This is a genomic window from Brevibacterium sp. HMSC24B04, from assembly GCF_001806835.1.
GTDB classification, from domain to species: Bacteria; Actinomycetota; Actinomycetes; order Actinomycetales; family Brevibacteriaceae; genus Brevibacterium; species Brevibacterium ravenspurgense.
The window spans coordinates 1-21767 of sequence record NZ_KV786112.1; the positions used below are offsets into that span (position 1 = coordinate 1).

The 21767-nt window shown below is 63.1% G+C and carries 23 protein-coding genes; 22 read left to right on the forward strand and 1 reads right to left on the reverse strand.

Annotated features, from left to right (window positions below):
• Positions 1-129: 129 nt before the first annotated feature.
• The 21 genes from HMPREF3092_RS09775 (at position 130) to HMPREF3092_RS09880 (ending at position 20335) form a co-directional block, all read left to right on the forward strand.
• Positions 130-1146 carry an NAD(P)H-dependent flavin oxidoreductase gene (locus HMPREF3092_RS09775; RefSeq protein WP_070424743.1) on the forward strand — a complete coding sequence of 339 codons (1017 nt, stop codon included), beginning with the start codon at positions 130-132 and terminating at the stop codon, positions 1144-1146.
• Positions 1147-1214: 68 nt separating this feature from the next.
• Positions 1215-2594 (forward strand): tetratricopeptide repeat protein, encoded by a 1380-nt coding sequence (locus HMPREF3092_RS09785; protein WP_141738020.1) that lies wholly within the window; start codon positions 1215-1217, stop codon positions 2592-2594.
• A complete protein-coding gene (locus HMPREF3092_RS09790) occupies positions 2591-3574 on the forward strand; it encodes an HAD-IIA family hydrolase (RefSeq protein ID WP_070424746.1) in 984 nt (327 codons plus the stop codon). The genes HMPREF3092_RS09785 and HMPREF3092_RS09790 overlap by 4 nt, the downstream gene beginning before the upstream one ends.
• Positions 3571-3750, forward strand: a complete 180-nt coding sequence (locus HMPREF3092_RS09795) for a hypothetical protein (RefSeq protein WP_019175333.1) — start codon at positions 3571-3573, stop codon at positions 3748-3750. Before HMPREF3092_RS09790 ends, HMPREF3092_RS09795 begins: the two co-directional genes overlap by 4 nt.
• The gene (locus HMPREF3092_RS09800; protein WP_070424747.1) at positions 3747-4634 is read left to right on the forward strand and encodes a TlyA family RNA methyltransferase; all 888 of its coding nucleotides are present in this window, start codon (positions 3747-3749) and stop codon (positions 4632-4634) included. The genes HMPREF3092_RS09795 and HMPREF3092_RS09800 overlap by 4 nt, the downstream gene beginning before the upstream one ends.
• The gene (locus HMPREF3092_RS09805; RefSeq protein ID WP_070424748.1) at positions 4631-5557 is read left to right on the forward strand and encodes an NAD kinase; all 927 of its coding nucleotides are present in this window, start codon (positions 4631-4633) and stop codon (positions 5555-5557) included. The genes HMPREF3092_RS09800 and HMPREF3092_RS09805 overlap by 4 nt, the downstream gene beginning before the upstream one ends.
• Positions 5550-7259, forward strand: a complete 1710-nt coding sequence (gene recN, locus HMPREF3092_RS09810) for a DNA repair protein RecN (protein WP_070424749.1) — start codon at positions 5550-5552, stop codon at positions 7257-7259. Before HMPREF3092_RS09805 ends, recN begins: the two co-directional genes overlap by 8 nt.
• Before the next feature lie 4 nt (positions 7260-7263).
• Positions 7264-8094 carry a putative cytokinetic ring protein SteA gene (gene steA / locus HMPREF3092_RS09815; RefSeq protein WP_070424750.1) on the forward strand — a complete coding sequence of 277 codons (831 nt, stop codon included), beginning with the start codon at positions 7264-7266 and terminating at the stop codon, positions 8092-8094.
• Between the two features lie 6 nt (positions 8095-8100).
• Entirely contained in the window at positions 8101-9021 is a 921-nt protein-coding gene (locus tag HMPREF3092_RS09820; RefSeq protein WP_070424751.1) for a copper transporter, read from the forward strand.
• A 26-nt stretch (positions 9022-9047) separates the two neighbouring features.
• Positions 9048-10151: a glycosyltransferase family protein gene (locus HMPREF3092_RS09825; RefSeq protein ID WP_070424752.1), complete on the forward strand. Its 1104-nt coding sequence runs from the start codon at positions 9048-9050 to the stop codon at positions 10149-10151.
• Positions 10144-10779 carry an NUDIX domain-containing protein gene (locus tag HMPREF3092_RS09830; protein WP_070424753.1) on the forward strand — a complete coding sequence of 212 codons (636 nt, stop codon included), beginning with the start codon at positions 10144-10146 and terminating at the stop codon, positions 10777-10779. Before HMPREF3092_RS09825 ends, HMPREF3092_RS09830 begins: the two co-directional genes overlap by 8 nt.
• A 1-nt stretch (position 10780) precedes the next feature.
• Entirely contained in the window at positions 10781-11713 is a 933-nt protein-coding gene (locus HMPREF3092_RS09835; RefSeq protein WP_070424754.1) for a tyrosine recombinase, read from the forward strand.
• A 75-nt stretch (positions 11714-11788) separates the two neighbouring features.
• Positions 11789-12625: a ParA family protein gene (locus HMPREF3092_RS09840; RefSeq protein ID WP_231864047.1), complete on the forward strand. Its 837-nt coding sequence runs from the start codon at positions 11789-11791 to the stop codon at positions 12623-12625.
• 119 nt (positions 12626-12744) lie between these two features.
• Positions 12745-13503: a segregation and condensation protein A gene (locus HMPREF3092_RS09845; RefSeq protein ID WP_083274361.1), complete on the forward strand. Its 759-nt coding sequence runs from the start codon at positions 12745-12747 to the stop codon at positions 13501-13503.
• 1 nt (position 13504) lies between these two features.
• Positions 13505-14050: an SMC-Scp complex subunit ScpB gene (scpB, locus tag HMPREF3092_RS09850; protein ID WP_070424757.1), complete on the forward strand. Its 546-nt coding sequence runs from the start codon at positions 13505-13507 to the stop codon at positions 14048-14050.
• 59 nt (positions 14051-14109) lie between these two features.
• The gene (locus tag HMPREF3092_RS09855) at positions 14110-14934 is read left to right on the forward strand and encodes a pseudouridine synthase (protein ID WP_070424758.1); all 825 of its coding nucleotides are present in this window, start codon (positions 14110-14112) and stop codon (positions 14932-14934) included.
• Entirely contained in the window at positions 14931-16019 is a 1089-nt protein-coding gene (locus HMPREF3092_RS09860; protein ID WP_070424759.1) for a prephenate dehydrogenase, read from the forward strand. The genes HMPREF3092_RS09855 and HMPREF3092_RS09860 overlap by 4 nt, the downstream gene beginning before the upstream one ends.
• Positions 16016-16678: a (d)CMP kinase gene (gene cmk / locus HMPREF3092_RS09865; RefSeq protein ID WP_061944359.1), complete on the forward strand. Its 663-nt coding sequence runs from the start codon at positions 16016-16018 to the stop codon at positions 16676-16678. The genes HMPREF3092_RS09860 and cmk overlap by 4 nt, the downstream gene beginning before the upstream one ends.
• Positions 16671-18182: a ribosome biogenesis GTPase Der gene (gene der / locus HMPREF3092_RS09870; RefSeq protein ID WP_070424760.1), complete on the forward strand. Its 1512-nt coding sequence runs from the start codon at positions 16671-16673 to the stop codon at positions 18180-18182. The genes cmk and der overlap by 8 nt, the downstream gene beginning before the upstream one ends.
• Before the next feature lie 157 nt (positions 18183-18339).
• Positions 18340-19089: an SDR family oxidoreductase gene (locus HMPREF3092_RS09875; protein ID WP_070424761.1), complete on the forward strand. Its 750-nt coding sequence runs from the start codon at positions 18340-18342 to the stop codon at positions 19087-19089.
• A gap of 43 nt (positions 19090-19132) precedes the next feature.
• Positions 19133-20335 (forward strand): acetyl-CoA C-acyltransferase, encoded by a 1203-nt coding sequence (locus tag HMPREF3092_RS09880; protein WP_070424762.1) that lies wholly within the window; start codon positions 19133-19135, stop codon positions 20333-20335.
• 98 nt (positions 20336-20433) lie between these two features.
• Here HMPREF3092_RS09880 and HMPREF3092_RS11365 read toward each other — a convergent pair whose 3' ends face one another.
• Positions 20434-20583: a hypothetical protein gene (locus HMPREF3092_RS11365; RefSeq protein ID WP_157452705.1), complete on the reverse strand. Its 150-nt coding sequence runs from the start codon at positions 20581-20583 to the stop codon at positions 20434-20436.
• Between the two features lie 230 nt (positions 20584-20813).
• On the opposite strand from HMPREF3092_RS11365, the gene HMPREF3092_RS11070 reads away from it, so the two are divergent.
• Positions 20814-21593 (forward strand): IS30 family transposase, encoded by a 780-nt coding sequence (locus HMPREF3092_RS11070; protein ID WP_176745719.1) that lies wholly within the window; start codon positions 20814-20816, stop codon positions 21591-21593.
• Positions 21594-21767: the final 174 nt, after the last annotated feature.

The window sequence follows — 21767 nt, forward strand, 5'->3', positions numbered from 1 at the left end:
ACCGCCGCAATCACCCATAACGAAGGCCCTGACAAAGGGGGATGGTCGAGTATGAATGCTCCCACACCCCCGTCAGGGCCTTCACCCATTTACAGACAGTTTTCACACCTTGCTATGTAGTGTGGTCCTATGGCCACAACTTTTTCGACTCGTATCATCCAAGCCCCTATGGCTGGCGGACCTGCAACACCGTCATTGGTCAAGGCTGTCTGCGATGCGGGCGCACTCGGCTTCTTAGCTGGCGGGTATCTGAGCCCACAGGCCCTTGACCAGCAGATTGCCGATGTCGGCGACCGGCAGTTTGGCGTCAACCTCTTTGTTCCGGAGGCGCACCACCCCAAAGACGAAGATCTCGATTTCTACAGAAATGCCCTGCAGCCGGCGTTTGCTCAGTTTGGCCTCGACTTACCTGCAGTTCCTTCGTTCACCGATGACTCCTTCGATGCCAAAGTCGATATTGTTCTCCAGCGCCAACTTGGCTATTGCACGTTCACGTTCGGACTTCCTGACAGCAGCGTTGTCTTCGCTCTTCGGAAAGCCGGCATTCGCGTCGGCATAACCGTCACCACCCTCGCCGAAGCCCTCAAAGCTGCAGAGTACGGTGCTGACTTCCTCATTCTGCAAGGACCCGATGCTGGGGGCCACAGCGGACAGTTTGACCAATCAGCTGAACCGAGCACAACATCTTTGCTGGAGCTCATTGACGAAGCTCGCAGCAAGGTCACCCTTCCGCTTGTCGCCGCTGGAGGCATCGGCACACCCGCAGACGCAGCAACATTGCTGGAAGGAGGTGCTGACGCTGTTCAGCTTGGAACTCGTTTCCTCACCAGCTATGAGGCAGGTACAAAACCCTGCCACCGCCGGGCGCTCATAGAAGGCTCATACACCGAAACCACGCGCACGCGTGCTTTTTCTGGACGTCCAGCCAGGGGTTTGCGCAACGAGTTCATTGATCGCTTTGATGCTGAAGCCGTGATCGGATACCCACAGGTGAATACTCTGGTCGGTTCTTTGAAGAAAGCAGCTGGCGATGACCCCGCTTGGCAGAATCTCTGGGCTGGAACCGGATGGGCCGAATGCAGGGAACAGAGCGCGGCCGAAATCGTGCGCGAATTCTCGGAGTATCTGAACTCACACGGCTTGTGAGCATCCAGACGAGCTCAGAAACGCGTTCACGGTAGACTGTAGCCTGCAGATTTCAATAGGGGAGAACAGTGGCGAACTCATCATCATCACACGACGGACAGCGCAGCGAACGTCGTCCAGACCGCGGCAGCCGCTTTCAGCGCCGTGATTCCGGACCTGAGCGCAAGAACAACCGCCGCGATGGTCGTTCTTGGGATGGTGAGCGCCGTGATGGTGACCGTCGGAAGAAGTGGGACGGTGAACGTCGCCGCGATGGCCGTTCTTGGGATGGTGAGCGTCGCGATGGTGACCGTCGGAAGAAGTGGGACGGAAAACCGCGCTTCAAAGACAACAAGCGCTCGGACCGTCGCCCCAAAAAGAGTGATGACCGCCCACGTTTCAATGCCCCGCCCATCCCTGAGGGCATCACAGGAAAAGAACTCCCCGGCCACGTCAAAGGAGAACTGCGCGGCCTGAGTGCTGAAAACTCTGAACGGACCGCCAAGCACATTGTGGCCGCAGGCTTCCTGCTTGATATTGACCTAGACCAGGCCTACGAACACGCAAAAGCCGCCGCACGCAGCGCAGGCCGAATCGGTGCTGCACGCGAAGCACTCGGCCTCGTCGCGTACCACAAAGGCCTGTACGACGAAGCTTCCCGCGAACTTCGCACGCACATGCGGATCACCGGTTCCAAGGACAACCTCGCGGTCATCGCCGATGCCGAACGCGGCCGCGGCAGGCCGCAAAAAGCCATCGACATGTTCACCGATGCCAATCGCAGCGATCTGAACGCCGACACTTGGCTCGAACTGGCAATCGTCGCTGCCGGTGCACACTCTGATCTTGGTGACCTTGAAACAGCGCGAAAGACGATTGAAGACATCGGATTCACGGGGCACAAGCCCGCAAGCGCAATCCGCCTGCTACAGGCCTATGCCGATCTGCTGCGCGTCAGCGGCGACACTGAAACTGCCGACAAATACGACAAACTCGCGCAGGTGACCGCCGAACGCACCGGCCTGACCGACGCTTCTGAAGAAGTCGACATCATCGTCATCGAAGAAGAAATCGAAGACGAACCCGTCGACGACAAGCAGACCGAAGAAGACCCCGCCGAAGACGTGCAGGCCGAGGAGGCGTCTGATAACGCGGAATCCGCGGACACCGAACCTGCCGAAGGTGCTCCGGCAGATTCAGAAGCTGACGCTGCTGAAACCGTTGAATCCGCAGAGGCCGAGCTTGCAGCGGAAGACGACGACGCTGAAAACGCCCCCGCTGCCGATGGGCCTGTTCCTGTGGCCGAAGGCAACACCCTCGAAGACGAAATCAACGAGGAAATGGCCGAAATCATGGCCGACATCGACGCTGCTCAGGAAGCCGAGTCCGAGGACGCAGAAGCCAAGCGCCAGCCGAGCGTGGACGACGATCCGGAGCCGGGAGACACTCCTCCCATGTTCGACCTGTGACAGGCTGGCTTTTCGACCTCGACGGTGTTGTCTATACCGGCCAAGCGGAGATTCCCGGGGCCGGTGCGGCGCTGAGCGAACTCGCTGCTGAAAGCCCCATCGCCTTCGTCACGAACAACGCTTCGCGCTCCAACGCTGCAATGGCTGAGCACATTCGCAGCTTCGGCGTCGACATCGCCGACAGCCAGGTCATGACGTCCGCCATTGCGGGCGCCCAGTCCCTCGCAGAAGTGCTGCCGGAGCGTTCTCGCGTGCTCATCGTCGGCAGCGAATTCCTTGCCGCCTGTGTGGAGCAGGCAGGCCTCGAACCCGTCCTGCCGACTGCTGACCTCGTCGACGAACTCGATAGCCAGAGGCAGCGAGTTGACGCTGTTCTCCAGGGGCTTGCCGCCGACGTGGGGAACATCGATCTGTGCTGCGCAATCGCCGCAGTGCGCGCCGGCGCGAAATTCTGTGCAACCAACCCTGACCTGCGCCTACCGAAAGAAACCGGGTTCTTCCCGGGCAACGGCTCTTTTGTGCGCATCGTGCAGGAATGTACGGGCATCGATCCCGATGTGTTCGGCAAACCCGAAGCCACCATGCTCACTCTTGCAGCACAAGCCCAGAACATGAGCGACACCGTTATGGTCGGCGATCAGATCGCAACCGACATCGCTGCGGGCAAAGCAGCCGGTATGCGGACAGCCCTCGTGCTCACCGGCGTCGACTCCGTCCACTCGGCCCTGGCACTGCCGCCAAGCCAGCAGCCCGACGTCATTACCGCATCGATTGCCACAGTCCGCGCCACCGTTGAAGATATCCCGGCCGTCCGCTGCGACGGTGAGACCGCCGTGTGCGGCGAAGCCCGCGTGCACGTAGAAGACAACCGCATCGTTCACTCGGGACCAAACGCACACGCCACAGCCGCGGCTCTCGCTCTGTCTGCGCACCTCGATCGCCCGCTGGACGCTGGAACCCTTCCGGAGCGCTTCGCATGATTGGCTCCACGACACCCGGCGCGAAACCGCAGCCGCCTCCCACTCCGGACCGTGAGGAGCAGAACCTGCGGGCCGAGCTCGACGCGATTCTCAGCGCGGAAACACCAGAAGCGGTTGAAGCCGCAGAAGCGCTGATTGACCGCATCGAATCGATTCTCGACGCACGCGCATCATGACGCTTCGCCTGGATGCAGCCCTCGTGGAGCGCGGCCTGGTCCGTTCCCGCAACCGAGCCCAACGCGAAATCCGCGCCGGACGGGTCGCAGTCGACGGCAAGATCGCCAACAAACCCTCTGCCCCGGTCAGTGCTGCCGCCGACATCACCGTCGACAACGCAGACCCCTGGGTTGCTCGCTCCGCCCACAAGCTCATCGGCGCGCTCGACGCCTTCGCACTTGATGCCACCGGACTGAAGTGCCTGGACGCTGGAGCGTCCACGGGCGGCTTCACTCAGGTCCTTTTGTCACGAGGCGCCGAGCATCTCTGGGCGGTCGACGTCGGCACGGACCAGCTCGACTCGAGTCTCCGCGAAAACCCGGCGGTGACGAGCCTCGAAGAGCATAATCTTCGGGAGCTCACGGAGGACTGGCTCGACGGTCACAAGATGCAGATGACTGTCGCCGACGTGTCGTTCATTTCGCTGACCCTCATTGCCCGTCCGCTGCTGGAGAACACCGACGGTGATCTTCTGCTCATGGTCAAACCGCAGTTCGAAGCCGGCCGCAGCGCCCTGGACAAACACGGCGTGGTCACCGATCCGCAGGACCGTGCCGAAGCTGTGCGCTCCGTTGCAGAACACGTCGAAAGCCTGGGCGCTCACCTGCGCGGGATCGTCCAATCGCCGCTGCCGGGACCGACGGGCAATATCGAATACTTCCTGTGGGTGCACAAGGGGCAGACACAGCGGCCCCTGAGCTCCACCTCGGCGGGGGAGAGCCTCGACCTTGACAGCATTGCCGAGCACATACGCACGGGAGCCGAGCACCCGCTGACCATCCCCGCTCGAACAGAGCGGGAGGGCAACCGGGCTGATAGTTTGGGTGGCAAGGAGGCTCGGTGAATCGAAGAATCGTCGTCGTGGTGCATCCGCACCGCAAGAGTGCCCGCGCGGCTGCGCAGACTGTGTGCGCAAGCCTGATCGACCGCGGAATCACACCGGTGATCGCACAGCGCGAATACGCCAGCCTGTCGTCCTATGGCGACTTGGATCTGACCGGCATTGAGGTCCTCAGCGACTTCGCTGAACTCGACTCTGAAACCGGCCCCGAACTCGTCATGGTCTTAGGCGGGGACGGCACGATCCTGCGCGCGGCATCTCATTTCCACGGCACCGGCGTGCCGATCATGGGCATCAACCTGGGCCACGTGGGCTTTCTCGCAGAAGCCGAACGCAAAGATCTCCACGACACCGTCGAAGCCGCAATCGCCCGCGACTACGTTGTCGAACAGCGTATGAGCCTCGACATCACCGTCACCCTCGGCGACGAGGTGATCCACGAAGACTGGGCGCTCAATGAGGCAACCGTGGAAAAAGACCGTGGCGCCTCGATGATCGAAGTGGTTGTCGGAGTCGACAGCCGTCCCGTTTCGTCATTCGGCTGCGACGGTGTCATCATGGGCACCCCGACCGGTTCGACCGCCTACGCGTTCTCCGCCGGCGGGCCGATCATCTGGCCGGACGTCGAAGCGCTCCTCATGGTGCCGATTTCAGCCCACGCCCTGTTCTCCACTCCGCTGGTCGTGTCGCCGTCCTCGACACTAGGCGTGGAATTCCAGCCCGTTACACCCGGCACAAGGGCTGTCCTTTTCTGCGACGGGCGCTTCCGCTTCGACCTGCCGGAAGGTGCACGCGTGGAAGCTCGCCGCTCGGCCGTTCCGGTGCCGCTGGCGCGCCTGAACAAGGGCGTGTTCACCGACCGTCTGGTCGCCAAATTCCAGCTGCCGGTCGCCGGCTGGCGCGGACCGGGGGCCCGCGATGATTGAGGTTCTGCGCATTGAGAACCTCGGGGTGATAAAGGCCGCCGAGGTGGAGCTCTCTCCCGGTCTGACAGTCGTCACGGGAGAAACCGGGGCTGGCAAGACGATGTTCGTCACCGCCCTTGACCTCCTGCTGGGCGCTCGCAGCGGCAGCCACGTTGTGCGCGCCGGAGAAGACAAAGCGGTTGTTGAGGGAATCTTCGATATCGACAACCAGCCCGCAGTTGCTGAGCGAGTCGAAGACGCCGGCGGGGAAGCTGAAGGCGAACTCATCGTCACTCGGACAATTCCCGCGTCCGGTCGTGCTCGGGCAACCGCTGGCGGACGCACCGTTCCGGCCGGCCTGCTGTCAGACATCGGCCAGGAACTCGTATCCATGCACGGCCAGTCCGAGCAGATGACCCTGCGCAGCCGCACCCGGCAGCGCGAACTGCTCGACAGCTACGGCGGTGACGAACTTGCCAAGGTGCGCGATGCCTATTCCGCGGCCTACGCCAAGTGGACCTCCCTGAAAGAAGAGCACGCCGAACTGACCGCCACCTCGACCGAAAGAGCACAGCGGATTGAGTTCCTGGAAACCGCGCTCGAAAAGATTGAGGAAGTCCGCCCGCTCGAGGGCGAAGACGCCGAACTGACCGCCCTTGCCAACCGGCTGGCATCGGCTCACGAACTCAAAACTGCGGTCGCAGCGGCCCAGGCGGCACTCACCGGTGCCGACTGGGACGACGCCGCCAATGCCGTCGACCAGGTCAATGCGGCCGCCGCACAGCTGAACCAGGCGGCCGCAGCGGATGAAACCCTCACGGAGCACGCCTCGGCTCTGACCGACCTGGGTCTGCAGCTGTCAGACCGGGCGGCACGACTGAGTGAATACCTGTCCGGCTTTGACGAGCTCGGCGAAAGGTCACTCGAAGACATCGAACAGCGGCGTGCAGACCTCGGCTCCCTGTCCGCCTACGGTGAGGACACCTCGGCGGTTCTGGCGTTTGAAACACAGGCCGGTGAGGAACTCCTGCGGCTGCGCGAAGCCGGTGAAAGCCTCGCCACAATGGATGCGCAGGTCGAAGCCGCCGAAGCGGACATGCTCGAGAAGGGCGCGCAGCTGACCGAACAGCGGAAGAAGTCCGCGGACGGCTTTTCACAGGCTGTCGGTGCTGAACTCGCCGCGCTGTCCATGCCGAAGGCGTCGATCACCTTTGACATCGAAGAAGCCGAACCGGCCGCTCACGGCTGCGACAGCGTGTCGCTGCTGTTCGCCGCTCACTCATCGACCGTGCCCGGCGAAATCGGCAAACTCGCCTCCGGCGGTGAACTGTCGCGCGTCATGCTTGCCATCGAAGTGGTCATGGCCCGCAGTGTGGCGTTCCCGACGTTTGTCTTCGACGAGGTCGACGCCGGAGTCGGCGGCCGGGCCGCCATTGAAATCGGTCGACGCCTGGCACAGCTGGCCCAGCACTCGCAGGTCATCGTCGTCACTCACCTGGCGCAGGTCGCCGCGTGGGCGGACAACCACGTCACGGTTGCCAAGGACGACGCCGGAGAAGGCGTCGTCTCCGGGGTGACCGTGCTCAGCCGGGACGAACGGGAACACGAATTGGCACGCATGCTGTCCGGCCTGGCCGAATCCGATTCGGCACGCGAACACGCAGACGAACTCCTGGCGATCGCCGCGCAGGAAAAATCCTCCTTCAGCGGCGTGAAAGAATAGCCCCGTGGACACTGCAGAATCTGTTGAAAAAGGGCACGGCGGGATCATCGCCGACCTCGTCGACGACATGGCGACGTTCGTTCACGCTCATCCCGACCTCCTCTTCAGCGCACTCGACCTGCCGGACATCCCCAAATCGATGTTCAAACGCCAAGCGCTGGTCGTATCCGCCGGGTACAACTACAAAGAGGACTTGGCAATGCTCAAGTCCTACATTCGGGAATACCGTCCGCTGCTCATCGGCGTTGATGCAGGCGCCGACGCGCTGCTCGAGGCCGGTCACCGCCCCGACATTGTGATCGGCAACCTCGACGCCGTGGGCGATTCGCCGCTTCTGTCCGGCGCAGTACTCATTGCCCACTACGGTCCAGACCGCCCTGCCGAAGGCATCCAGCGTTTGGAAAAAGAGGGACTGCACTACGACGTCCTGAAAACCGCCGGAACCAATGAAGATGCCGGCCTGCTGCTGGCGGACGCACTCGGAGCGCCGCTCATCGTGTCCGTGGGCTCACCGGCCGTTATCGAATACGCCCACGCCGGTGCTGAAAGCCAGCCGTCGGCATATGTGGTCCGCATGATCCTCGGGTCACGCGTCGTCGACGCCAAGGGAGTGTCGCTGCTCTATCGGCAGCGCGCAGGATCTTGGCAGCTGCTGGTGCTCGCCCTGGCCGGCCTGCTGGCGCTCGCCGCAGCTCTGGCGGCCACCGAGTCCGGGCGCCTTCTGCTGGAGCTCATCGCCGCGCAGCTCGACGGCTTCTTCGGACTCTTCGGAGGCGGGAGCCCACGCTCCGACGCACTGCTTCACACCCATCTACCGTCCGTTATCCAAGGCTGAGAACCCGTGATCGACTTCCGCTACCATCTGGTTTCCCTGTTTTCGGTGTTCCTGGCGCTCGCTGTTGGGATTGTGCTGGGCGCAGGCCCCCTCAAAGCACCCATCGGCCAGTCCCTTCAGGACCAAGTGCAGGCACTGCGCGAGGACCGTGACAACCTGCGCGGTGATCTCGATAAGAGCCGTGAGGAAACCAGCAGCCTCAACGAGTTCGTCGAAGCGAATGCACCGGACCTCATCAATGGCAAAATGCGTGACCACACCGTTTCGATCATCCGCGCAGAAGAAGCCGCCGGTGCAGATGTGCGCGGGCTCGAGCAGCAGCTGACAGCCGCGGGCGCAGAAGTCGTTGAAGGTGGCACTTTCACCAAGACGACATTTTCGGCGGAAGATCCGCAGGGCGACCTGGTCGAGAGCCTGCGCGAATATGTGGATGCGGGCCTTCAAGACCCCACGCAGGCAGTCGCCGGAGCACTGACCGAAGTGTGGGGTGTTGGCAGCGCAGCCGATTCGCTGTCGGAAGAAGAAGCAGAAGACGTCCTGAAGATCCTGCGCGACCACGGCCGGATCACCGGCGGCAAGGCGGGCAAAGTCGACGCGCTTGTCTTTGTCGCGGGCGAAGGGACCGCTGTGGCACAGGCACGCGGAGGGGAAACAGCTGAGCCTGCCGAAGACACCGGCGATTACATCGAAGCGATCCGAGAAATGCAGGGCACACTGCCGCTCGTAGTTGCTGGACCGCTGGGCAACAGCGGGCTGATCCACCAGCTGAGGTCAGACCGCACGGGAACGACCGTCGACGGCATTGAAACCAGCGCGGGCGCCGTCATCACGGTGCTGGCGACAGCAGACCTCATCGACGGCGGCAAACCCGCCGCCTACGGCTTCGGCCAGCGCGCCGAAGAACTGTACCCCGGTATGAAGAAGTAGGCTTGGAAGGGAAGAAGGAGTTACACGTGAGCGACACGCTGGCCCCGCAGAAGCGCATTCTGCATGTTCTGACCGAGGCGTCTTCGCCTATTGCCGACACCGCCGCGACCATCATCGCCGGCCAACTCGAACGCGGATACCGGGTCGCGGTTGCCTCGCGGGCAGAAGTATTCCAGGCCCTGAGCGCCCAGCACCCACAGCTGCGGCACATCGACATTCCCGCCCGACCGTCAGCGTTTGACCTGTCAGCGGGCACCTCGGCATTTCGCCTGCACAAGATCTACCGGCACATCGATGTCGTCCACGCCCACGGTCGGCACGCGGCCGTGCTTGCTGGTCTCGGTCTGACCGGTCTGCCCACCAGGATGCACCCGCCGATCATCGCAACCGTCGGCCGTGACGAAGACGATTCCCTCTTCGGCGCGCAGCACTCGATTGTCGCCCGCACAGCAACCGCGGTTCTCGGCACCACGGAGCGGGTTGTTGCCGACTACGAAGACGACGTCGCCGTCGCTGAACGGGCCCAGCTTGTGCGCACCGACGATCAGGGCTTCCCGCGTCCGAACGTGTCCGCTAAGAAGATGCGCCGTCGCCTGTCCGCCGATGACGGCCGCATGGTCATCGCCGTGCCGATCGAAGCCAAAGACACCGTGGAACTGACCGAGGTGGTCGAAGCGATCGTCGCGCTTGACAAGACCCAGTCCGACCGCCGCTGGAGGGTTGTCTTCACCGGCCGCGGCGGAGTCCGTTCGCACCTCGAAAAGCTCTCCCACGCCCTGGACTACGTCACGGTTGCAGCACCTTCAGATGCCGTCAACGTCGTCAATGCCGCAGACATCGTCATTGCGTCTGCCCGCATGACCGGCCTTGATTCCGACGACGTCATGAACGTCGGCAAAGCCACCATCGTGGTCGGCAATGAGCGCCTGGCCAGGGCCTACGGCCCGCACGCCACGGTCGCCAACACGGCAGACGAAATCGGCCAGGCGATCGCAAGCTACGCGGGCAGCCCCGCCGACCGGATCAGCGACGGCTTCGCGCTTCGCAAACGCGTCCGCAGCGGCAACCGGGACCACCTGGTCGAAACGCTGCTGGAACTCTACGCGTACGCCGAGACCCTCAATGCCTGAACGACCACAGCTGGCTGATCAGCTGGTCGACTATCCGACCCACGGGCGGGAAGTCGTGTTTCGCGGTGCCGTGTGGGACGTGTGCCGCGAAACGGTCGACCTGCCGGAAGCAGCCGGTCTGACTCGGGACTTCGTCGACCACACGGGAGCGGTCGGCATTGCCGCAGTCGATGACGACGACCGGATCCTCCTCATCCAGCAGTACCGGCATCCCGTCCGTCAGCGCGACTGGGAGATCCCAGCCGGTCTGCTCGATGTGCAGGGCGAAGATCCGCTGCTGGCCGCTCAGCGCGAACTGAGTGAAGAAGCTGACCTCCAGGCTGGCTCCTGGGCGGTTCTTGCCGACCAGCTCAGCTCGCCCGGTGGTCTGAGCGAAGTTCTGCGCATCTACCTGGCCCGTGACCTAGCCGCGGACGCCTCGGACTTTGTGCGCGAAGGCGAAGAGGCCGGCCTCGTGCTGCGCTGGACCCCGCTGGGTGAGGCATTCGAGGCGGTCCGTGAGGGCAGGATCGGCAACGCCACCGCGCAGCTGGCCATCCTGCACGCCCACGCATCGCGTGCCGGCGGATGGTCCGGTCTGCGACCGGCCGACTGCGCGTGGCCCGCATACCGCCACCTGCACGGCTGATATGGCCAGACGAGGAGCACAGCTGCTCCCGGACGATGCACCGCGCGCCCTGCGGCAGCCCACCGAGGAGTACCTGACGATGCTGCGCCTGGAGCGCGGCCTGGCACAGAACACCATCGACGGCTACGCCCGGGATCTGGCTGACTATCTGCGGTTCCTGGACGACGAGGGGCTGAGGGACTTCGCGCAGGTCGATCCCGAGGTGGTGCGCCGGTATTCGGAAGTTCTCGCCGAAAGGGGAGCGGCGGCATCGTCACGGGCCCGCGCCCTGTCCGCTCTGCGCAGGTTCCACGCGTTCTATGCTGCAGAGGCACCTGGTCGGATCGACCCGACCGTTGACGTCCAGCTGCCGAAGGACATCAGCCGGCTGCCGAAGGCACTGACAGTCTTCGAAGTCGAATCGATGATTGCCGCAACCGCGGGCGATGACCCGGTGAGCCTGCGCTCCAGGGCCCTTCTGGAAATGCTGTACGCAACCGGGGCGCGCATCAGCGAAGCGGTCGGCATCGACATTGACGACCTCGACCTCGACGGCGGGGCTGTGCGCCTGTACGGAAAGGGCAGCAAAGAGAGGATCGTGCCGCTGGGCAGTCACGCAGTTGACGCGCTCGGTGCCTGGCTGACCCGCGGGCGGACCGCCTTCAGCCGCGGCAGCACCGCGGCCGTGTTCATCAACCAAAGGGGCGGGAGGCTCACCCGCCAGTCCGCGTGGGCGGCGGTGCGCACTGCCGCAGAGACCGCGGGACTGACCGGTGTGACGGCCCACAGCCTGCGGCATTCGTGCGCAACGCACCTGCTGGAAGGCGGTGCGGACATTCGTGCGGTGCAAGAGCTGCTGGGGCACGCCTCGGTGTCGACCACGCAGATCTACACCAAGGTCACGGTGCAGTCCCTGCGTGAAGTATTTGCATCAGCCCACCCCCGGGCGCGGTAGGCTAGAAGAACAGCAGCAAAGAGAAAGGTGAGTGGTGTGGACAACCAGCAGGAAATCGACATCGATGTCCCCGAAATGGGGCCCACTGGACGTCCGCTGACTGATTTTCCAGTCCCACCGCCGGTTGAACAGCACGGTCCCGCGCGGATCATCGCGATCGTCAACCAGAAGGGCGGGGTCGGCAAAACCACCACCTCGATCAACCTGGGGGCAGCGCTGGCCGAATACGGCAGGCGCGTGCTGCTGGTGGACTTCGACCCGCAGGGAGCACTCTCGGTGGGGCTCGGCATCAACCCGCACAGCGTTGACCAGAGCGTCTACAGCCTGCTCATGAACTCCCGCCTGGACCCGCACGACGTCGTCCAGAGCACCGACGTTGAGGGCATCGACGTGCTGCCGGCAAACATCGACCTTTCTGCCGCAGAAGTGCAGCTGGTCGGCGAAGTCGGCCGCGAACGCGCTCTCGATCGCGCCCTGCAGAAACTCGCCCCGGAATATGACGTCATCCTGGTGGACTGCCAGCCCTCACTGGGTCTGCTCACCGTCAACGCGCTGTCTGCGGCCCACGGGGTCATCATTCCGCTCGAAACCGAATTCTTTGCGCTGCGCGGTGTCGCGCTCCTGGTCGAATCCATCGAAAAAGTGCAGGAGCGGATCAACCCGGCACTCGAAATCGACGGCATCCTCGCCACCATGTTCGACACCCGCACACTGCACTCGCGAGAAGTTGTGCAGCGCGTCGTCGAAGCCTTCGGGGACAAGGTCTTCGAAACCGTCATCAACCGCACCGTGAAGTTCCCCGACGCGTCCGTCGCAGCAGAGCCCATCACATCGTTCGCATCGTCCCACCGCGGAGCCGAGGCCTACCGGACACTCGCCCGTGAACTCATCGCCCGCGGGGGCGCACCCTGATCGACACGGTCAAAAACCCCGGTCCCGCACAAGCCGCAGACGGTGCGGACGGTGCCGATGGCGGGTTCACGGTTGAGCTCGACGTCTTCACGGGACCCTTTGACGTCCTGCTCGACCTCATTGCCAAACGACGCCTGGACATCACCGACATCGCCTTAGCCGAGGTGACTGACGAGTTCCTGGCCTTCACCAACCAGCTGCGCGACACCGACCACGCGTCAACCACGGAGGGGCTCGAACAGCTCTCAAGCTTCCTCGTGGTGGCAGCAACTCTGCTCGACCTCAAAACAGCCCGCCTGCTGCCGCAGGGCCAAGTGGAAGACGAGCTCGACCTCGAACTTCTTGAAGCCCGCGACCTCCTGTTCGCCCGCCTGCTGCAGTACCGCGCCTACAAACAGGTGTCCCTGCTGTTTCGCGAGCAGATGACCGCAGCGGGCATGCGGATCCCGCGCACCCCCGAACTTGAAGAGAAGTTCCGCGACATCCTTCCGCCTCTTAAGTTCACCGCAACCCCAGAAGTCATCGCAGCCCTCTACGCCACGGCCATCAGCCGAGACCACACCCCGCCGGCCGTGGCAGTCGACCACCTGCACCTCGAGCACGTCAGCGTTGCCGAGCAGCGCTCCGTCATCCTGGGGGAGCTTGCCAGCCGCGGGCGGATCGACTTTGCAGAACTCGCCGCCGGTGCCGAAACCACACTCGTCGTGGTGGCGCGGTTCCTCGCGCTGCTGGAACTCTTCAAAGCCCACTTGTGCGATCTGCAGCAGGACACCCCGTTGGGGCCGCTGAGCGTCGTTGCCGCTGCCGCCGGCGAGGAGCTGCGCAGCGCTGACCTGGGCGAATCGGAACAGGACGCGGAACCGGACAGGGAGGACTGACGTGCGCGAACACTGGTACGAAGCTCTCGAGGCGGTGCTCATGATCTCCGCTGAACCGCTCACTGCCGACGACCTCGCCCAGGGGCTCGGCATTGACAAGGACTCCGTCGAAAAGGCACTGGCCGACCTGGCCGCCGACTATGACGGACACGGTGGTTCGGTTCGCCGAGGGTTTCAGCTGCGGGCATCCAACGGCGGATGGCGCATCAGTTCGCGCGAAGAGCAGTTCGACAACGTCAAGGGCTTCCTCGTGCGAGGTCAATCATCGAAGATGTCGCAGGCCGCGTTGGAAACACTCGCGGTCGTCGCCTACGCCCAGCCAGTCACCCGTGCACGCATCTCCGCCATCCGCGGCGTCAACGTCGACGGGGTTGTGCGCACCCTCCTGATGCGCGGACTGATCGTCGAAGTCGATGGCGACGACGCCGGGGGAGCACGCCAATACGTGACTTCCCAGGTGTTCCTCGAATCGATGGGCATTGACAGCCTCGACCAGCTTCCGGACATCGCCCCCTATCTGCCCGAGGATGTGCCCGCCGACGACTGAGGCCCGCAGGTGGGCCCTCGCCGGGCACAGCCGGCCCGGCCTCTGCGACAATGGGGGACATGAGCACGAAAGACTCTCGCCTCCCCGGCCATCCCTCGAAAAGGCCCTCGCGTCGCAAGCGCGCTGAACGCCACCAGCCGTCGCGTGATGTGCACGCAAGCGACGGCGTGCGCCTGCAGAAAGTGCTCGCAGATGCCGGTCTCGGATCGCGCCGCTCGTGCGAACAGCTGATCGTCGACGGTCGCGTGTCGGTTGACGGCACGCAGGTGCGCGAACTCGGCACCCGCATCGATCCGGACAAGCAGAGCGTCGAAGTTGATGCAATGCCGATCACCACCCACACCGACAAGGTGTACCTCGCCTTCAACAAACCCCGGAAGGTTGTCTCATCCATGGGCGACCCGGAGGGGCGGAAGAACCTCGATGACTACGTGGGAGATCGCCCCGAACGGCTGTTCCACGTGGGTCGACTGGACTACGAAACTGAGGGTCTGCTTCTGCTGACCAACGACGGTGAACTGTCCAACCGCCTGTCGCACCCCTCCTACGAAATCCCGAAGACCTACCTGGCTCAGGTGCGCGGCACAATCGCCAAAGACGTCAGCGCTCGCCTGCGCGACGGAATCGAACTCGATGACGGCCTGGCCCACGCCGACAGCTTCAAGCTGATCGAAACCGTTCAGGGTGTCTCGCTTGTCGAAATCGTGCTGCACGAAGGCCGCAACCGCATTGTCCGTCGCATGATGGACGCTGTCGGCAACCCCGTCATCCGCCTGGTCCGCACGAAGTTCGGACCCATTGAACTGGCAGAGCAGCGACAGGGCAAAGTCCGCTCGCTGCGGCCAGACGAAATCGGCGCGCTGTTCGAAGCGGTGAAGATGTGAACGTCCACATCATCGGCACTGGCCTGCTGGGCACATCGCTCGGGTTGGCCCTGACCGACGCGGGACACACGGTAACGCTGGAAGACCTGTCGCCGACCGCGGTCAACCTGGCCGCCGACATGGGGGCGGGCACCCGCGAAAACCCCACCGACCCGGACGTCGTCATCGTTGCCGCCCCACCGGACGTGTGCGCCGGCATCATCGTCACAGCACTGCGCACGTGGCCGCGGGCAACCGTCACCGACGTGGCCTCCGTCAAGGGAGCCATTCTCGCCCAGGTGCGCGAACAGACCCGTGAACGCGAACTCGACCGATACATCGGCTCTCACCCCATGGCCGGACGCGAAAAGTCCGGGGCAATCGCCGCCCGCGGTGACCTTTTCACCGCAAGCCCCTGGGTGGTCTGCTCTGACGAGGACACCCCGAAAGAGCGCCTGGATCACATCGTCAACATAGCCGAAGCGGTCGGAGCAGCCGTTATCCACCTCGACCCCGACTTCCACGATTCCTCGGTCGCGCGAGTGTCCCACGCCCCGCAGGTTGTCGCCTCGCTCATGGCGGCTCAGCTGCGCGACATGCCGGCAGACGGGATCGCCCTGGCCGGTCAGGGCCTGCGCGACACCACGCGGATCGCAGACTCTGACCCCGGCCTGTGGACCCAGATTCTGTCTGGCAACGCGGCCGAAATCCGCACCGTCCTCAAAGGCCTGCGCGACGACCTCGACACCGTCATCAGCGCGCTTGACCTGGGGCCCGGCGCCTATGCTGCGCTCGCCGGAGCACTCGCGGCGGGCAACGAGGGGCGCGACAGGATCCCCGGCAAACACGGTTCCGCACCCACTCGATACTCCGTCGTCACAGTCGTCGTCGACGACACCCCGGGTGCCCTGGCGCGTCTGTTTGCTGACATCGGCGAACTCGGCGTCAACATCGAAGACATGCGAATGGACCACGCCACGGGCGTTAAACTGGGCTCCGTTGACGTTTCAGTCCTCCCGGCAAGTGAAATCGACCTCATCAGCGGCCTGCGGGAGCGCGGTTGGCGCCTGCCCGAAGCCGCACTCGAACAAGAAGGAACAGCATGACCACAGTTGCGATTGACGGGCCCAGCGGAGTCGGCAAATCGAGCGTTTCGCGCGAATCCGCTTCGCGTTTGGGCTTCGGCTACCTCGACACCGGTGCCATGTACCGCGCAGTGGTGTGGCTGTGCCTCAACCGCGGCGTTGAAGAACCCGGCGATGTCGTCGAGCAGATCCGCGGCTGCGACCTCGAAATCTCAACGGACCCGAAGAACTTCTACATCGAAGTCGACGGCATCGACGTCACCGAGGAAATCCGCACCGACGAAGTGACCTCCAACGCCACGATCGTCTCCGCTGTACCCGATGCCAGGGCTGAACTGATCGAAAAGCAGCGCGAGATCATCAACGCGGCCGAACCAGGCATCGTCGTCGAAGGCCGCGACATCACGACCGTCGTCGCCCCGGATGCCGAAGTGCGCATCCTCATGACCGCCCGCGACGAAGTCCGCATTGCCCGCCGCACCCAACAGCTGCACGGCAGCGTTGACGAAGCGACGATGAAGGCAACCGCCGAAAACGTCATCGGCCGCGACAAAAAGGACTCGAAGACCACGAGCTTCCTCACCGCGGCAGACGGCGTGCACACACTCGACACTTCGGACATCGACTTCGAAGCTTCCGTGCAGGCGGTCCTCGACCTGGTGGAGGCAGCGCGTGGCTGAGGAGTACGCCGGAACCCAAGACGATGATTTCGCCCGCCGGATCAGCGAAATCAGCGATGACGACGCGCAGAAGCGCGCTGAATCGCTGCTGGCCGGACTGCAGGAATACGACCTCGAAGACGAAGACGCGGACCTGCTCAACGCCTATGGCGCAGGCTTTGACGATGACGACGAAGACGACGGCCCAGCGCCCGTGCTGGCGATTGTCGGCCGCCCGAACGTGGGCAAGTCGTCGTTCGTCAACCGAATTCTCGGCCGCCGGGAAGCTGTTGTGGAAGACATTCCAGGAGTCACGCGTGACCGAGTGAGTTACCCCGCGCAGTGGGCGGGCCGTAAGATCACGCTCGTCGACACCGGCGGTTGGGACATCGACTCGAAGGGCATTGCTTCGCGCATTGCCGAACAGGCTGAAGTTGCCGTTGAGCTTGCCGACGCCGTTGTTCTCGTCGTGGACGTTCGCACGGGTGTGACGGCAACTGACGAACACATTGTGCGCATGCTGCGCCGCACCAAGAAGCCGGTGCTGCTCGCGGCGAACAAGGTCGACAGCGACAAAGATCTGCTGAGCGCGGCCGAACTGTGGTCACTGGGCATGGGGGAGCCGCACCCAATTTCCGCCATGCACGGAAACGGTGTGGCAGACCTCCTCGATGAGGTTCTGAAGATCCTGCCCGAACAGTCGCAGATCGACCAGGCCATGGAACGCGGTGGACCGCGCCGCGTGGCACTCGTCGGCCGACCCAACGTCGGCAAGTCTTCGCTGCTGAACAAGATCGTCGGCCACAAGCGCGTAGTCGTCGACAACGAAGCCGGAACCACACGTGACCCCGTGGATGAACTGGTGGAGCTCGGCGGGCGGCAATGGCGCTTCATCGACACCGCAGGCATCCGCAAGCGCTCGAAGAACGCCAGCGGCTCAGAGTTCTATGCCTCACTGCGCACCCAGACCGCGCTTGAGCGCTCCGAGGTCGCAGTGGTCCTGTTGGAGGCCAGCGAGGTCATCTCCGACCAGGACATGAAGATCATCCGCAACGTCATCGACGCCGGACGCGGCCTCGTCGTGGCGTTCAACAAGTGGGACCTGCTGGACGATGAGCGCCGGTGGAACCTGGAACGTGAGATCGAACGCGAGTTCGGCCACATCAGCTGGGCTCCGCGCGTCAACATCTCCGCCGAATCGGGCCGACACGTCGAAAGGCTGGTCCCGGCCATGGAAACGGCGCTTGAGAGCTGGGAGAACCGCATTCCCACCGGCAAGCTCAACGCGTTCCTGGCTGAGCTTGTCGCGGCCAACCCCCACCCGCTTCGGGGCGGCAAACAGCCGCGCATCCTGTTCGGAACCCAGGCCGGCAGCAGGCCGCCGAAGTTCGTTCTGTTCACCACCGGCTTCCTCGATCCCGGCTACCGCCGGTTCATCGAGCGGCGTCTGCGGGAGGTCTTCGACTTCGAAGGCACCCCGATTGAGATCTCCATGCGCATCCGCGAAAAGCGCAAGAAGCGCTGAGCTTCAGCCGCGGCAGAAGGGGCCGGTGGGACCATGAGCGTCCCACCGGCCCTTTCTGCCTTGTGGACACCTCTTGCGGAAAGTTCTGACTGAGCGGTAGAAAAGGAAGCGCACCAGGTTTTCAGCAAAGACGCAGAACCACCAGGAGGAATGATCTATGGCACGCACAGCAATCGTCACCGGAGCCGCCCGCGGAATCGGCGCGGCAACAGCAAAACGCCTCGCCGCTGATGGACACAAGGTCGCGGTATTCGACCTGAAGGAAGAAGACACGCGCGACACAGTTGAGGCGATCAAGGCGGCAGGTGGCGAAGCCATCGGCATCGGCGCTGACGTGTCGGATGAAGAACAGGTGCAGGCGGCGGTGAAGAAGACCGCTGACGAACTCGGCCCGCCCACGGTCTTGGTCAACAACGCCGGCATCATTCTGGACAATCTTCTGTTCAAGATGCCGCTGCACGACTTCCAGAAGGTGCTTGCCGTGCACCTGGAGGGCAACTTCCTCATGACGAAGGCCTGCCAGGAGTACATGGTGGCTGAGAAGTTCGGCCGCATCATCTCGCTGAGCTCCACATCGGCACTGGGCAACCGCGGTCAGTCGAACTATGCGGCCGCAAAGGCCGGCGTGCAGGGACTGACGAAGACCTACGCGATTGAACTGGGCAAGTTCGGGGTGACAGCCAACGCAATTGCTCCCGGATTCATCCAGACCGACATGACGAAGGCCACCGCCGAACGCGTCGGCATGGACTTTGATTCGTTCGTCGAACGGGCTGTCAGCGCCATCCCTGTGGGTCGCGGCGGTGTGCCCGAGGACATTGCCAATGCTGCGGCGTTCTTCGCTTCGGAAGCCAGCGGATTCGTGTCCGGTCAGGTTCTCTACGTTGCCGGCGGACCCCGCGGCTGACCCAAACCCCAGCGACCAACCCACATCCCACACAGGAGGACACATGACAGACGCAGTCATCGTTTCAACAGCGCGCACACCGATCGGCAAGGCCTACCGGGGTGCTTTCAACAACACCATGCCGCAGGAGCTTGCCGGCCACGCCATTAAGCACGCGGTTCAGCGGGCCGGTCTAGAGGGCCCCGAAGTCGACGACGTCATTCTCGGTGCGGCCGTGCAGCACGGTGCCCAGAGCACAAACCTGGGACGTCAGGCAGCTATCCGGGCGGGCCTTCCCACCTCGGTTGCCGGTATGACAATCGACCGGCAGTGCGCGTCCGGCCTCATGGCGATTGCGACGGCGGCCAAGCAGATCATCGTCGACGGCTTCGACATCGCCGTCGGCGGGGGAGTCGAATCGATTTCGCTGGTCCAGAACGAACACTTCGCCGACCAGTACCGCTCCCGTGACCCGTGGTTTGCCGAGCACCAGCCGGATCTTTACATGCCGATGCTGAAAACCGCAGAGGTCGTCGCTGCCCGCTACGGTGTGTCCCGCGAAGCGCAGGACGAATACTCCTACCAGTCGCAGATGCGCACCGCCGCAGCACAGGAGGCAGGACGCTTCGATGATGAAATCGTCCCGCTGCCGTCGGTCAAGCTGGTCCAGGACAAAGAGACCAAGGAGATCTCCGAAGTCGAAACCGTCCTGGAGCACGATGAGGGCAACCGCCCCTCCACCACACTGGAAGGACTGGCGGGACTGAACCCCGTTCTGCCGCCGGGGGACTACTCCGACAACCCGACGATCACCGCCGGCAACGCTTCACAGCTGTCCGACGGCGCTTCGGCCTCCGTCCTCATGTCCGCAGAAGAAGCATCCCGCCGTGGGCTTGAGCCCCTGGGCATCTACCGCGGCATTGCGGTTGCCGGTCTGGACCCGGACGAAATGGGCATCGGGCCGGTCTACGCCGTGCCCAAACTGCTCAAACAGCACGGTCTGACGGTTGACGACATTGGCCTGTGGGAACTCAATGAGGCCTTCGCGGTGCAGGCTCTGTACTGCCGTGACCGCTTGGGCATTGACCCGGAGAAGTTCAACGTCAACGGCGGAGCGATCTCGGTGGGCCACCCGTACGGCATGTCCGGCGCCCGCCTCACCGGCCACGCTCTGCTTGAGGGCAAGCGCCGCGGAGCCAAGTACGTTGTCGTCACGATGTGCGTCGGCGGCGGTATGGGTGCTGCTGGTCTGTTCGAAGTCGCCTAACGCGCAAGCAGGGTGAATGAGCCTCACCGACTCATCCGGCTCACTCTGAACACAGCAGCTGCGCCCCGGATCTTGGAAAAGATCCGGGGCGCACTTTGTCAGTCCTTTGCCCCGGTGCGCACTTTTGGCAGGAATCCGTGCAGCGTCAGCAGGGTTCCGCAGAAAATCGAGAAGAAGACCCAACGATAGAAGAATGTCAGGAAGTCGTTTATGTCGTACATTTCTTCGCCGCTGGCATCGACGATCACATTATTGCCGCTGACGACTGTTTCGCCCGGTGATGGTTTTTCAACGACGGCTTCGCCTGTGAGGTACTGACCTTATTCCAGGAACAGCTTCTCACAAGGGGCGTTGTAGATCAGAGGCGTCAGGTGGTGGTTGCAACGCCTGATTTCTTGTGGAGGGTGTTGTGCTGTGTTCGATGTTTGTGTGGTGGATGGATCATGATGCGGTGGCTCGGTTCTGGCAGGGTTGGCCTATGAGAGCGTCGTATGAAGATGTAGGGCTGTTGGAAACGGCGGCTTTGCGGTATTCGGCTTCTGTGGGTGGGATGAAACCACCGGCGTGGAAGAATCTGCGGCGGTTGTTGTCGTATGAGGAGCGCTGTCAGATTCAGGCGCTGCTGGCGACTGGTTTATCGATTCGAAAGGTTGCTGCTCAGTTAGGGCGTGCGCCGTCAACGATCAGTCGTGAGATTCGGAATAACACGTATGCGAAAACCCGTCATCAATTCCGGGCTGCACGAGCGCATCGTTCAGCGTGGAATGCTCGTCGCCGGTCGAAACCGTCGAAGTTCGCAGCTGATCAGCGTTTGCGTCAGTGGGTGCAGCAGCGGCTGGATGAGAACTATTCTCCAGGACAGATTGTGGGACGCTTACAGTGTGAATTGAAAGCCCGGCTGCGCACAGGCCGATCAGTGCGCAAACCTCGTCGTACCGGTGGCGGGAAACGGGGACAGAACAAGAACATGATCAATATCAGCCAGCGACCTGAAGACGCTGGGCTGCGCAGCGTGCCAGGCCATTGGGAAGGCGATCTGATTATCGGCAAGAACGGCGCGTCATGCATCGGAACAGTCGTTGAGCGCTACTCGAATTACCTGCTCTTGATTTGGATGGAACCCGCGAAAAGCAGGATTGATGCGTTCTGTGAAGGGTTGGTAGAGAAATTAGGAGCTCTGCCGGAGAACTTGAAGCAGTCCCTGACATGGGATCAAGGCAAAGAAATGGCTGAGCATCCACATACCCGCAGACCTTGAGTACGTAGAAAACCACATGAACAACCGACCACGCGCCCGCTTGGAATTCCAGAAACGGATCGATTCCAACTACAAGAAATTCTATAGGTGTCGACGATGGAAAATGCCGATATTGTTTGGTTTCAACTCTGCGGAAAATCAGCGCTGTCCGACCTGGGAGTCGAAGGATTCGGT